Consider the following 13,011-nt stretch of genomic DNA (forward strand, 5'->3'; position numbering starts at 1 on the left):
GGTGTCCCTTATCGGTAGAGGTGCGAGCCGTCGGGATTCTTGCGGACGAACACCCCCACGGTCACGAGGCCGACGAGGCCTGCCAGGATGAGGAGGAAGGCGGGCATATAGGTGTTGCCCGTCGCGCCGATGAGGTAGGTCGACAGGTACGGCATGAGTCCTCCGCCGATCACGGAACCGGTACTGTGCCCGAACGAGATGCCGGTGTGGCGCACGTCCGTGGGATACAGCTCGGGCATGGTGGAGTAGGTGCCCACCTGGCAGAGCGCGTAGGGGAGGATCCCGATCATCAGCCCGAGCAGCGCGAGGCCGAAGCTGTGCTGCTGCATCAGGAAGAACTCGGGCAGCGTGACGAGCACGTAGGCGGCGTAGCAGATCAGAAGGATCCTGCGGCCGCCGAGACGATTCCCCAGCAGGCCGGCGACGGGGATGAGCAGCGCCGCGAAGAGCACCGCCAGGAGCACGATCGTGGAGGCCTGCCCCGAGGTGAACCCGAGGAACTCGGAGAAGTAGGTGGCGACGAAGACGGTGCCGACGTAGGTCCCCGTGGTCTGGACCGTGGCGATCAGGGTCACCTTGAGGAGCGCGGCGGGGTGCTTGCGGAAGATCGTCCGCAGCGGGGTCTTCCGCACCGGGGCCGTCTCGCTCGAGCGCTGCAGCTCGCGGAACTCCGGGCTGTCCTCGATGTGCAGGCGCATCCAGATCACGGCGAAGGCCAAGGGGATGGCCAGCAGGAACGGCACCCGCCATCCCCAGGAGACCATCTGGTCCGCCGAGAGCGAGGTCGCCATGATGGCGGCCACGCCGGCCGCCAGCCCCTTGCCCAGATTCGCGAAGCTCGGGATGAACGAGATGTAGAAGGCGCGTCGGCCGGGCGACGCCCACTCGCGGATGTACGCCGCCGCGCCGCCGATCTCCCCGCCAGCCGAGAACCCCTGGAGGAATCGCATCATGACCAGGAGCGCCGGTGCGGCGAGCCCGATCTGCGCGTAGACGGGGAGCAGGCCGGTTATGCCCGAGGCGATGCCCATCAGCGTGATCGTCGCGATCAGCGCGGTGCGACGGCCCCGGGTGTCCCCGAGATGCCCGAAGAACCACGCGCCGACGGGTCGTGCGACGAAGGCCAGGCCGAAGATGGCGAAGGAGTTCAGCAGGGCCGCCGCCGTGTTCCCCGCGGGGAAGAAGGCCATGGCGATGGTCGCGGCGACGTAGCCGTAGACGCTGAAGTCGTAGTACTCGACGAAGGTGCCGAAGACGGCGACCCAGGTCGCCTTCTTGGCCTCCTTCTTGCGGGCGGCGCCCGGGGGCTCGGTGGTCGCGCGCGGAGCAGCGTGCTGGTTCACGATCTCTCCTTTGAGTCGATAGGTAGGACGGTGTCCCACTTTTAGAAGGGTAGAGGCACTCGCGCCCCTCGGCAAGGGGCCTGCGATACTCGGGTCCATGGACCAACGCGCCACCGGGACCGCTGCTGTGCTTCGCCTCCTGGACGCACTGGTCGCACGGGCAGACAGCTCCTGGGGGGTGCGCGAGCTCTCCGAGTCCACGGGCCTGAGCAGGTCGACCGCGAACAGGACGCTGCAGGCGCTCGCCTCCTTCGACCTGGCGCAGCAGTGGGACGACGAGCGGTACGCGCTGGGGCCTCGGATGGAGGTCCTCGGGCACGAGCTCTGGAGGTCCCACCCCGCGCTCGCCGCTGCGGACGGGGCCCTGGACAGGGCGCGCCGGCAGATCGGCGGCACGGTCTTCCTCTCCGTGGAGGATCGCGGAGGACGCACGTGCACGGTGCTCAGCAGCCGGGAGGCGACGAGCCCTCTGAGGTACGTGATCCGCCCGGGGACCACCCTCCCCACGCATGCGGGCGCGGCGGGGCTGGCCATCCTCTCGCAGCTCCCCGAGGAGCAGTGGTCCTTCGACGCGGAGCGCCCGACCGAGCGGACCCTGGAGGTCCCCGCCCGCGCAGCGCTGCTCGGCGAAGCGCGCCGACAGGGGTATGTGGTCAGCGTCGGGCAGAACTTCCCCGATGCCGCGGGGGTCGCGGTGGCCCTCGAGCTCGCGCCGGGCGTCACTGCCTCGGTCTCGCGCTCGCGTCCCTCATGGGACTTCGAGGACGCCGACGTCCCCGAGATCGTGGCGAGCCTGCGGAAGGCCGCCGAGGCGATCGCCCGCGCCGGGGGCGGCCCGCATCCCGACGCCTCAGCGTCCGCCCCCCGCGCAGCGCGGACCCACATCGACAAGGTGGTCGCGCTGCTCGAGATGCTGGTGCGCACCCCCACCGTCCCGGTGACCCACGCCCGCCTCAAGGAGCAGGGAGTGGGGCGGGTCGCCTGCGCCTCGCTGCTCTCCGCGGCGCAGGAGAGCGGGCTGGTGATCGAGGGTGGCGGCGGGTGGCTGCCCGGACCGACGCTGTTCCGATGGGTGGCCAGGGCCGGTCGATCGCTCGTGCCCGAGGTGCTCAGCCGGCCCGTGCTCAGAGCGCTCGAGTCCGAGACGCATGAGACCGCCGGGCTGTCCCTGATCGGAGACGACGGGGTCCTCACCACCAGGGCGAGCATCACCAGCCGGCGCACGGTCCAGTACGTGCTGCCGCTCGGGGAGCCGGTGCCGCTCGAGGTGGGGGCGATCGGGAAGGCGGTCCTCGCCTTCCGTCCCGAGCTGCTCTCCTCTCCGCGTCCGGGAGGCGCCGGGGAGGAGAGGCGTGCGGTGCCGGGCCCCCTCGAGCAGGAGCTCGCCGAGATCAGGGAGCGCGGCTATGCCGTCGCGGAGGGCGAACGGATCCCCCAGGCGTACGGGGTCGCGGCCCCGGTGCGGATCAACGGGATCGTCCAGGGATCCGTGGGCCTGACCATCCCCCGCAGCCGCGTGGACAGGTCGAGGTCGACGGACTACGGCGACCTGGTGAGGGCCGCTGCAGCCCGCCTCTCAGCGCTGCTCACCGTCTGACGACGTCACCTCACCCGTCCGACCGCGAGAACCGGTTGGTCATGCGGTCGCTCGCCGTGAACAGCACCTGGCCGAGCAGCGCCTCGGTCTCCGTGCGGATCCGCTCGGCGATCCGGGTGTTCGCTGCGGCGAGCAGGGCCGGCACCTCGCCCGCCGTACCGGCTGCGGCGGCCTCCTCGTCGGCCGTGTGGACGGCGCTGCGGCCGAGCGCGAGGGTGCGCTGCTGGTAGCGCTCGATGAGCGGGATCACCTGGTGGAAGTGCGCATCGGCCAGCGCCGCGATCATGCGCGAGGTCCAGTAGAAGCTGTCGGTGGAGACCGTCTCGCCGGTGGTCGAAAGATAGGCCGGGGCCTCCTCGACGTTCGTGAACATCGGGATCAGCGTCGTGAACGGCAGCGAGGCGTAGGCGATCCACTGCACCGAGCGATGCGAGGCGGGCAGGTCGCCGCGGATCTGCAGGATCGCCAGCGCGTTGTGGCGGTTGATGCCGATGGGGCGGAAGGTGCGGCGCTCCGCGTCGGTGCCGCGCGCGGAGTAGGGGTCGAAGACGGTGCCCTGGTAGTGAGAGGAGAGCACATCCTTGACGTCCTCGATCGTCAGCAGGCGCTCGGGCCGGCGGCTCCAGGCGAGGTCGTCGGCGTCGGGGCTCGCGCCGGGGCGCCCTGCGTCCCAGTCCTCGGCGTGCGGGCTGAGGGTGCGCTGCATGTACCAGGCGCGGGGCGTGTTGTAGAGGTGGTCGTGCTCGGTGTGGGAGCCGAACGCCTCGCGGGGGTTGAACACGTCCTCGCGCTGCCCGTCCTCGCGCAGGGTGAGGTCGAGGTGGTGCTCGCGCAGGAAGGCTCGCAGGTCGGGGCTGGCGAGGTGGTCGCGACCGGGCCCCTCGGCGTCCTCGAGATCGAAGGAGTCGATGCCCAGCTGGTTCGGCATCGTCACGTAGTGGTCCTCCGGCACGCGCCGCGCGATCCAGTGGTGCCCGCCCACGGTCTCCAGCCACCAGATGTCCTCGGCGTCGCTGAACGCGATCCCGTTCATCTCGTAGGTGCCGTGCTCGGCCAGCAGCGCCCCGAGCCGCTCAACGCCCTCGCGGGCCGAGCGGATGTAGGGCAGCACGAGGGTCACGAAGTCCTCCTCGCCGAAGCCACCCGGGGTCTCCCCGTCGCGCTCGACCAGCGGATCCGCGGCGAGCACGCGAGGGTTGGAGGTGATCGTCTCGGTCGCGCTCATCGCGACGTTCGCCGCGTTGATCCCGGCGCAGCCCCAGATCCCCTCTTCCGGCAGGGCGTTCGGGATCGCGGTGTAGCGCAGCGGGTTCTCGGGCAGCTCGATCGCGCGCCCGCCGAGCACGGAGGTGTAACTGCGCGGCTGGTCCTCGGGACGCACCACCACGGCCCGCTTCGGATCGAAGCTGCCGGCCGAGGAGTCCTCGGTGCGGGCGACGAGCGGGGAGCCGTCGGCGCTCGCACGGCGGCCGACGAGGAGGGTGGTGCAGGGCATGAGCGGGTGACTCCTGGGGCGCGGGGACGGTGTGCGTTCCCCACCGTAGACCTGTTCCCGGCACAAGGTGGCCCGTACCATGGTGCTGCGTCCGGCGGCACCGATCCGTCGGGGGAGAAGAGCAGCGATCGAGGCAGAGCACACGACAGGTTCGCCGCTCAGGCGCTGCCCTCCATGAGGCTCGCCGTCGGCAGTCAGTCCGCGCCGAGCAGCTGCGCCACGTCCGTCAGCCCCTCGGTGTCGCCGCCGACGGTGTCGGAGGCGGCGGCGATCCGCTCCACCATCACCTTGGACACCTGTTCCTCGACCGTGTCCTCGGCGTAGGCGATGTGCCAGGGGGAGACCTGGTGGTCGCGGTGGGTGCGGCCGGTGACCTGTCGGCCGGCGATCCCGGAGAAGCGGGCCTGATGGAAGATTCCGACCCGCGGCTCCGTGCTCGCCTGCTTCCCGCCGGGGAGGGTCTCGCCGGCGTGGAGGCTGATCGAGGCGAAGGTGGTGAACACGCAGACCTTCGCCTGCCCGGTCTGGAAGCGCAGCCGCTGCTCCTCGACGTCGAAGCGGTCCCGGCCGAAGATCGTCGCGACCTCGAGACCCGCGTCCCGCAGGCGCTCCGTGATCGGGTCCGCGGCGGTGGTCACAAACTCGACCGAGCAGGCCACCTGCCGCTCCGCCTCGACCTGCTGCGCGATCCACTGCACCGTCGAGTCCACGCGGAGCAGCCCGGCCTTCTGCCGGAAGCGCAGCAGCGCAGCCCGCCCTTTCGCGGTGTAGCGTCCGCGGCGCGCGAGGTCCATCTCCCGGCAGAACTCGCCCCACTCCGCCTCGTACGCCTCCCGTTCGGCCGGGGTGAGCGCGACCGGCATCCCGGAGATCGGCACCGGCCCCCACGGCGCGGCACGGTGCAGCATCGCCGCCGGCTCCCTCAAGCCGTCTCGACCGGACTCCACGGAGGAGGGGGAGGAGCCTGCCTCGAGCGGCGCCACGGGCATCGTGATGGGGGCCGGATCCGCCGTGAAGGGCGCCGCTGCGGCGACGGCGGGCCGAATGGGCTCGCTATTCTCGCGGCGCTCTGCAGGCAAAACCTCGGACGAGCCCGACGCGTCGTAGCCGGACACGACCTCCGCCGGAGATCAGGCGTCTGCGCTGCTCCGCGCCGACGAGCGCTTCTCATCGAGCAGCCGACGGTACGGCTCCTTCAGCGCGTTGAGCCGGCGCCCGTCCGGGAGGATCCAGAAGTTCCACCCGTTGGTCGTACCTCCACGGACAGCTTTGCCGGCACCTGACGGGCTGTCGTAGGCGGTTCCGCGGACCTCGATGCGGCCGTCGGCGAGGACGGAGGCGGTTGCTTCATGGGGGTTCCGGGCCCGGAGTGTGGTTCCCGGTTCGATGAGTCCGACACCGACGACGTGGCGGAAGTCGATCCATGAGGTGTCGGCTTCTCCCTTGTGGCTCTCGGGGACCACGGTGTGGTCCGTCGGGACCGGCCAGGTGCGGATAACGGCGTCGATGGCGTCCGCGGTACGCCGGGAGATGCTCGCTTCGTCCCAGTCCACGGCGTCGCGCAGGCCTCGGTTCATCAGCAGGACGTCGTGGCGAGTCAGCGCCTCCTGCTTCCCGGCCCATGCGCGGTTCGAGACCGAGGAATTCAGCGAGGTGGTGAGTAGAGTGAGGTTGCCGAGGCGGTGCACGTGCTCGTCGCGATCGATCTCGTCCTGAGCCGTGGCGACGGGCCAGTTCTGACGCCACTGTCGCGGGAGGATGTGCTCGATGTTCATGGTGTCGCGCGGCACCCGACTTCCGCTCCATGCCCGTCTGCCCGAGCTGTAGCCGCGAGCATCGTCCTCGATCGCCTCGAGCACCATCCGCAGTCGGGAACGGGAGAGAGTGCGGTAGACGGGTGCGATGTGCAGGCTGCGCTCGACCTCGGCATCCGTGGGCCAGTAGGTGGTGGGCGTGGTCCAGGTCGTGAGCGAGTCGCGCAGCCTGGAAGCGACCTCCGTGGGATCGATCTCGCGCAGCTCGCTGATGAGCTGGGCGACCGAGCGGGACATGTCGCCCGTGGAGAGGCCGAGGATCGCGCGGCGGACGACCCAGCTCTCGAACCACCTCAATGCCTCCTCCGCGATGTCGCGGGGAACCCGATTGGCGTTGTCGAAGAGCCAGAGGACCAGGGGGGTGGTGGCACGAGTGCCGGCGGCGAGGGAGCGGTAGAAGAACAGCTCCACCGCATCGACGGCGCCCTCGCGTGACGTCGCCGCGGTGATCCACGCCTGGTACTGGACGGCCTGGGCATGGAGGTCGCTGACCACCTCACGCACCGAGCGGGTGCTCTCGTACTCGAGCCAATGCTTGAAGCGGGCGAAGGTGGCTGGGGTACGCACTTCCTCGCCGGTCTCGGCGACCAGCCAGTGGTTCAGGAACAAGGAGACCTGCGGGAGCGTGAATCGGCCGAGGCGCACCTCGTTCGTCCAGAACGGCTCGTCGAACAGGCGCCAGTTCTGCTCGTACGCCTGCTGGATATCCGCGCCCTCGGCGTCGAGCTTCTGGAACACGAGGTTCTTGACGAGGTCCGCCTGCGTGAGCGGCGTGCCGCGCGCGTTCAGCGTCTCGAAGATGGACTGGGAGTCCTCCTCGGTGTTGAGGCTGATCACGACGATCTCGAAGCCGCGGCTGAGCGCCATCGCGAGCGCGGTCGCGCGACGGGGCAGTTCGTCGCCGTCCCCGTCGGCGAGCCACTCGCGGACCCGGTCGTAGAAGAACCGGTGCGCGAGCAGGATGGGATGGGCGGCTGATTCCGCCGCGAGGTCCGGAGCGTCCCCAGGAAGCATCGCCTGCAGGAACGGGACACCGTCTCCGTTGGTATGGCGCACCTTCAAACGCTCCGCACCCTCGAATCCGAGCTTCCTCTCGTGAAGGGTGAGCATCTGGAGATGCTCGGCCGACGTGGACTGCCCAGCATCGCGCAGCGCGATGCTCGCCGCGTTGAGCAGAAGCTGGATCGTGGTCAATCGCTGCTGGCCGTCGATCAGCGAGTACTCGTCAGCGAATCCCATCTGACCCCGGCTCTGCTGCATCACCACGGCGCCCAGGAAGTGGGTGGCCGACGGTGCCTGGTCCATCCGGAGTTCGACGAGCCGCACGACGTCCTCCCACAGCGGGATCCACTGCCGTTCCTCGGTCCAGACGTAGGGACGCTGGAACAGGGGGATCACGAGGGTCTGCGGCAGCTGGAAGAGCTGACCGGGGGACTGGACGCGAGTATCCATTCTTCGACCTTATGCGTTGTCACTGTCATGCGGCGCGGGTTCCGTCGCGTTGCGGAGCACCGGAGGTTCCTGCCCCAACGCCTCGAACAGCAGCTCCACCATCTCCCGATGATGCTCCAGGATGTCCGCGTCGTTCCAGCTTCCCGCTGCAGCGCGCCGCGCCATGAGGTCGAGCTTCAGACTCTGCCGACGCGCCGCGAGGTTCTGCGCCTTGTGCCCGGGCTGGTAGTTGCTGAACTTCGAGTTCGTGCTGACGGTGACGAGGGCGAGGTTCCCGAGGTAATCCAGCAACTGCCGGTCCTCGACGTGCTCAGCGGGGGAGGCGTGCTCCACGTCCTCGGTCCCTGGGGAGAAGTGCTCGACAGAGGTGCGGTAGCTGAAGGTGAAGTCCCACGCGTTCTCCCGCTCGATGAGCAGGTAGTCGAGATAGGTGAAGACGATGCGCGGGATCCCGAAGCCCAGCGGGAGACCGTCGGGCCCGACCTCGTTCTTCTCTCCGTCGGGGTGCAGCGCCGCGTCGAGCCGGTCCAGCGCATGGCGCTGCAGCACGCCGTACAGCCCCTCCGCCGTGACCGCCTCACCGCTGTCCGCACGGTCCAGTGCATGGCGCAGCACCTCGGTGACCCAGTGCATGGTCCTCGGCGAGGTGTAGGTGATGCGCAGCGCCGACTGCAGGTGCAGGATCCGGCGCTGCAGCGAGCGCGGTCTGGCGCCGCTCTCGTCGTCGGCGAAGGTCGGCCGGTACCGCGGGGAGTAGCGCACGGTCCCGGTTTTCGAGGATTCGCCGCGTGCCACACGGAAGAGCGACCAGCTGCCCGGCTCCTCATCGCTCGTCGACTCGTGCCCGGAGGTGAGGGTCGCATCGCGCTTGAGGACGTACCGATCGAAGAGCACGCGCAAGCGCAGCAGATCGGTGGTGAAGCGCTGGACCCAGTCCTCGCGCGCGTCGGCGTCGAGCTCCTGGAGCCGACGAGTGAATCGGTCGACCAACTGCTTGTCGTCGAGCTGCCGGTCTAGCGATGTCGTATCGCCGACCATCGGGCGCACGGCCAACGCGTGCAGGAGGAACGTCGGGAAGGTGATCTGCGAGGTGAATCGCTCTCCCTCGCTGACCTCGGCCGCTTCCTTCGTCGTCTCGGTGCGTGCGTAGAGGGAGATCGCCTGGTTCAGATCCATCGCCGCGGCCGGTGCCGCCGTGCTGGGGTCTGATGCAGGCGCGATCGCCGCCGGGTTCTGCGTGATCAGCTGGTCCCGCAGCTCGGTGAAGTCCGCGCTGGGCAGCCCCTCCCAGGAATCGCCGAAGACCATCGCGCGCCAGGCGGTGTCGCCGGCGGTCACGGTCATCGTCACGTAATGCTCCATGTCGGAGCAGGCTGACCAGACATGGTTCAGCAGCGCGCGATCGTCGGGATGCTGCAGGCAGCGCAGTAGGCGGGCCTTGACGATGTCGACCGGGCTGAGCTGGGCGCCGCGGGTGTTCATGATCTCGAAGTACTGGTTCAGGTCCGTGGACCGATCGATGGGCATCCGGATCAGAAGCACCTTCGTCAGCAGGTACTCGACGAAGCGGCTCTCGATCAGCTTCTGCCGCAGCACAGGATCGGCGAGACGTTCGGCGATGATCCCCTCCGCGCGGCGGATCCCGGAGTCCTCACGATCGACCTCCACGTCCTCCGCGGTGACTCCACCGCGCGCGACGGTCCGCAGGGCGGCAGTTGCCTTGTCGCGGGCCTCGTAGGTGAGCGGCTGCAGGTCGCCGGTGATCGCGGGGAAGTCGCGATCCCGTCGCAGCACGGACAGCAGGATGTACAACGTGGTCAGGCGCTGCTGCCCGTCGATCACGTCGAACGGTTCGTCCGGACGTGCCGGTGGCGCGACCACGAGGTTCCCCAAGAAGTACTCCTTGAGTTCGGGCTGCCCGGCCTCGTCGAGTACGTCCTGGAGGAGGCGATGGATCTGCTCCTCGCCCCAGGTGTAGTTCCGCTGGTACAGCGGCACGGAATATCGCTCGTGGGATTCGGTGAAGAGACGGCCGACGGGGATCGCCTGGACATCGTGGGCGGTGTGGGTCTGCGTCATGTCAGCGGATCTCCTCGAGCAGCGCCTGGAGCGTCTTGTCGTCCTCGCTCGTGGAGCGGACGGTCGGCGGAATCGGAAGGTTCTCGAGAGCGAGCTGCGCGGGATCGAGGCTGTCGCGCATGCGGGCGAAGAGATTGAACGCCGCGAGTCCCTCTCGGGCCGTCGCGAGCCCCCGCGCGAAGTTGTCTGTCGACTTCCACCCGAGCCTCTCGTACGCGAGACGCGGCCCGAACGCCCAGCGGAACAGGCGCGGCCTGATCTCGTGCAGATCGTCCTCCGAGTACTTGTTGGTGAAGTAAAGCGCCGCAGCAATGTACAGCTCCCGGTTGAAGCGGAAACGTGCTCCGACGCGGAAGATCTCGAGGTCCGGATCCGGATCCCCCATCTCGGTGTCCCGACGGAAGAGCAGGTTCTCGAAGCGCTCCATCTCCTCGAGCATGAAAGTCGCGAAGTCGAAGAACGAGCGACCGGCGGAGAGCGGCGCGTCCAGCTGATGCCGGGCCCGCCGGAGGTCCCGCGCGGCACGCTCATCGGCGTCCGGATGCGCCCACTGCTGGACCCCGGGAAGAACCGTCTTCGCGGCGCGGTGGTACTCGGTGGCCGGCAGACGGGGCGTGGAACGGCTGACGCCCTTGAAGAGGTCGAGATCCTCGGCGGTGAAGGCATGGGCAGGAAGATTCCGGCTCCACCAGTGGATGCGAGCTAGATAGGTGCCGAAGAGTCGGTCGAGGTCATTCTCCTCGGCCGACTCCCACTGCTCGACCACGGCCCGCTGCTCGGCAGCCGTGGTCGCGACCATCTCCCGCAAATGGAAGGCCTTGAGCAGGTCGTGGGGGCGCAGGGCCTTGCCACGGAAGTTCTGCGAGTCGAAGAACTGGAACGCCTCGTCCTCGTCATCGGTGACGATCCGTAGAACCTGGGCTCGGGAGTCGAGGAAGCGCAGGTAGCCAGCCTTGTCCTGCATCTTCTCGACGAGCCGGGCGAGCCCCTGGTAGACGCGATGGATCGGCGTCGTGCCGGAGGCGAGATCTCGCAGCCTCCCGTCGCGGAGCAAGGTGCGCAGCATGTGCAGGGTGAGAAGGCGCTGCTGCCCGTCGACCACTTCGAAGTGATCCTCGCCCGGCCTCTGCAGCAGGATCATCGTGCCCATCACGTAGGGCTGCTCCGGGCGGCGCTCCCGGGCGGAGGCGATGTCGGTGACCAGCTGCCGGGCGTGCTGCGGGGTCCAGGAGTACGGCCGCTGGAAGTCCGGGATCCGCAGAGGGGTCCGTCCCGGACCGAGCAGGTCCTCGACGGTCTGGAACATCAGGAGGCTGCGATTGATCGCCATGGCGCCACGGTAACGACGAGATCCGACAGCTGGTAGTTTTTCCCGGAGTCCGACGTGGAGCGACGTGTCGAGCCGTTACGGTGTGCCCACCTGATCAGCGAGGAAAAGAGCATCCATGCGTGAAGACCTGCCCGGCATCTTCTGCCTCGAAGGCGAGTGGGACAGCGACCTAACCCGCCGTCTGAGTGTGCGCCCCGTCCTCGAGCTGCTCGAACAACTCGAGGTCGCTCAGTGGATACACCGCGACGTGGTGACGCGTCCTGAATTCGAGTACTACCTCGAGAAATGGACCTCGGACGAGTACGCGGACTTCCCCGTTCTCTGGCTCGCCATGCACGGGAAGAAAGCGGAAATCTCTTTGAGCGGTGACGAGAACGGCGGGCTCACCCTGGACGAGCTCGAAGACGTCCTCGCCGGTGCTTGCTCAGGCAAAGTCATCTACTTCGCGTCCTGCTCCACGCTCAAGGCGGACGAGAAGCGTCTGCAGAAGTTCGCGAACCGTACCCGCGCCCGTGCCGTCATCGGCTACCGGAAGGATGTCCGGTGGTCGGACGCTGCGGCATTCGAGGTGATCCTCCTGCAGGAGCTGATCACGAAGGTGAAGTCGAGCGGGATCTTCAGGCGGCTGGAGGTTGACCATCCGGTGCTCGCGAAGCGGCTCGGACTCGTGGTCGCGACGAAGACCAAGGTGCACCAAACAGCGCTGCGTACGTCGAAGGCCTCGTCATGAGGGAGAAGCCTCCGCGGCACGCTCAGGGGACGGACGACCCACCGAGCGGAGGTCGTGCTGCGGCGGGGGCTGCACGCACTCTCGCTGTCCGGGAGCCTGCGCGGCTTCTCGCCGCCGCGGGCGCGGCATTCGCTCTGCTACCAGTGCCCGACCTGACCGGGAGCACAGAGCTCGTCGTGGACATTGAGCTCCTATCCCCAGATCGTCTCGTCCGGTACCTGGCGAGGCCGCTCGAGGCGAGGACCACCACCGCCCTCGCTGAGGCACTCATACAGATGGCCACCGAGCCGTACCCCGAGCAGACTGTGCCCACGGTGCAGGACGACACGGCGGGACTCGCGGTCCTCGTGAAGGGATCGACCAAAGCGGATGTGCACCTCGAGTTCCTGGTGCTGCATGATCTCGAGGCCGATCTGCCCGACCATGACGGCATCTCCTTCGAAACACCCAGGCAGAGTCTCGTGGACATGGCTCACCAGCTCGAGGAGTGGCAGCGATGAGCCGGCTCGGAATGGTGCTCGACCTCGAGGATGGATCGCGCCTGACCGACGTGGTGCTGTATCCCGAGGATCAAGCCTTGCCCACAGCACCGGGCGAGGAATCGCTCCAGGTGGGTGCCATTTACTTCCACGTCCTCACACCGCAGTCGACGACCGATCCGCACTCCCTCGCCGGGGCGATCTCGTCATTCCTGCCCACTCGGCTCGCTTCTATCGCCGGGTACCGCCCTGACGGAGCTACCTGGCTTGCCACGGCGCAACGCGCCCGCCACGACATCACTCAGGTGAACTCCGGCCCAGCGGCTGATGCCTTGCTCCGTCGAGCTCTTGACCTGACCGGAACGCGCGCCGGACGTTTCAGGGGCATCGCCTTTCCCCCGAACCTCCTTGCCGAGGCCTACGCAGGGTCTGGCGATGTTGCGGAGTGGACCCTCGAAGAGCTGTTTCTCGGACTCGTCGTGGAACTTGCGACCGACGATCTCCCGGAGGTGGTGACGACAGGGAACTTCGCAACGCGACGGGAAACGTCTCGGCGTGAAGTGTTCGACGAACTACTAGGGGACTGGTCCGCAGGCATCGTGCGAGGTCCCTGAACGGCTAGAGCTGTCACCCAAAGCCCCACTGCTCCGTCGTGCGCTGGGAGCGGGACCCACCCAGTTGCGCAACCGGGT

The 13,011-nt window shown here is 68.4% G+C and carries 10 protein-coding genes; 4 read left to right on the forward strand and 6 right to left on the reverse strand.

All coding sequences use genetic code 11. From position 1 onward, the window contains the following. Window positions 1-8 precede the first annotated feature (8 nt). A complete protein-coding gene (locus M4D54_RS01910) occupies window positions 9-1,343 on the reverse strand; it encodes an MFS transporter (RefSeq protein ID WP_259889927.1) in 1,335 nt (444 codons plus the stop codon). Between the two features lie 97 nt (window positions 1,344-1,440). On the opposite strand from M4D54_RS01910, the gene M4D54_RS01915 reads away from it, so the two are divergent. Further along, on the forward strand, window positions 1,441-2,940 hold the full coding sequence (locus tag M4D54_RS01915) for an IclR family transcriptional regulator (RefSeq protein WP_259889929.1): 1,500 nt from the start codon (window positions 1,441-1,443) through the stop codon (window positions 2,938-2,940). Window positions 2,941-2,950: 10 nt separating this feature from the next. Here the strand turns inward: M4D54_RS01915 and M4D54_RS01920 are convergent, their stop codons facing one another. From M4D54_RS01920 to M4D54_RS01940, 5 genes are all read right to left on the reverse strand, one after another. Beyond that, window positions 2,951-4,435, reverse strand: a complete 1,485-nt coding sequence (locus M4D54_RS01920) for a C69 family dipeptidase (protein WP_193866025.1) — start codon at window positions 4,433-4,435, stop codon at window positions 2,951-2,953. Window positions 4,436-4,629: 194 nt separating this feature from the next. Next, entirely contained in the window at window positions 4,630-5,343 is a 714-nt protein-coding gene (locus M4D54_RS01925) for a hypothetical protein (protein ID WP_228019428.1), read from the reverse strand. Window positions 5,344-5,565: 222 nt separating this feature from the next. Then, on the reverse strand, window positions 5,566-7,701 hold the full coding sequence (locus tag M4D54_RS01930; RefSeq protein ID WP_193866024.1) for a DUF262 domain-containing protein: 2,136 nt from the start codon (window positions 7,699-7,701) through the stop codon (window positions 5,566-5,568). Between the two features lie 9 nt (window positions 7,702-7,710). Further along, window positions 7,711-9,780: a DUF262 domain-containing protein gene (locus M4D54_RS01935; RefSeq protein WP_193866023.1), complete on the reverse strand. Its 2,070-nt coding sequence runs from the start codon at window positions 9,778-9,780 to the stop codon at window positions 7,711-7,713. Window position 9,781: 1 nt separating this feature from the next. Continuing rightward, entirely contained in the window at window positions 9,782-11,110 is a 1,329-nt protein-coding gene (locus tag M4D54_RS01940; protein WP_259889936.1) for a DUF262 domain-containing protein, read from the reverse strand. A 115-nt stretch (window positions 11,111-11,225) separates the two neighbouring features. Here M4D54_RS01940 and M4D54_RS01945 point away from each other — a divergent pair, with 115 nt between their 5' ends. The 3 genes from M4D54_RS01945 to M4D54_RS01955 all read left to right on the forward strand — a co-directional run bounded on the left by M4D54_RS01945 (window position 11,226) and on the right by M4D54_RS01955 (window position 12,933). Then, window positions 11,226-11,840 carry a DUF6642 family protein gene (locus tag M4D54_RS01945; RefSeq protein WP_193866021.1) on the forward strand — a complete coding sequence of 205 codons (615 nt, stop codon included), beginning with the start codon at window positions 11,226-11,228 and terminating at the stop codon, window positions 11,838-11,840. 275 nt (window positions 11,841-12,115) lie between these two features. Beyond that, window positions 12,116-12,340: a hypothetical protein gene (locus tag M4D54_RS01950; protein WP_193866020.1), complete on the forward strand. Its 225-nt coding sequence runs from the start codon at window positions 12,116-12,118 to the stop codon at window positions 12,338-12,340. Then, window positions 12,337-12,933, forward strand: coding sequence for a hypothetical protein (locus tag M4D54_RS01955; protein ID WP_193866019.1), 597 nt, complete (start codon window positions 12,337-12,339; stop codon window positions 12,931-12,933). The genes M4D54_RS01950 and M4D54_RS01955 overlap by 4 nt, the downstream gene beginning before the upstream one ends. Window positions 12,934-13,011 lie beyond the last annotated feature (78 nt).

The organism is Brachybacterium sp. p3-SID1565, assembly GCF_025143785.1.
Taxonomy (GTDB): Bacteria; Actinomycetota; Actinomycetes; order Actinomycetales; family Dermabacteraceae; genus Brachybacterium; species Brachybacterium epidermidis.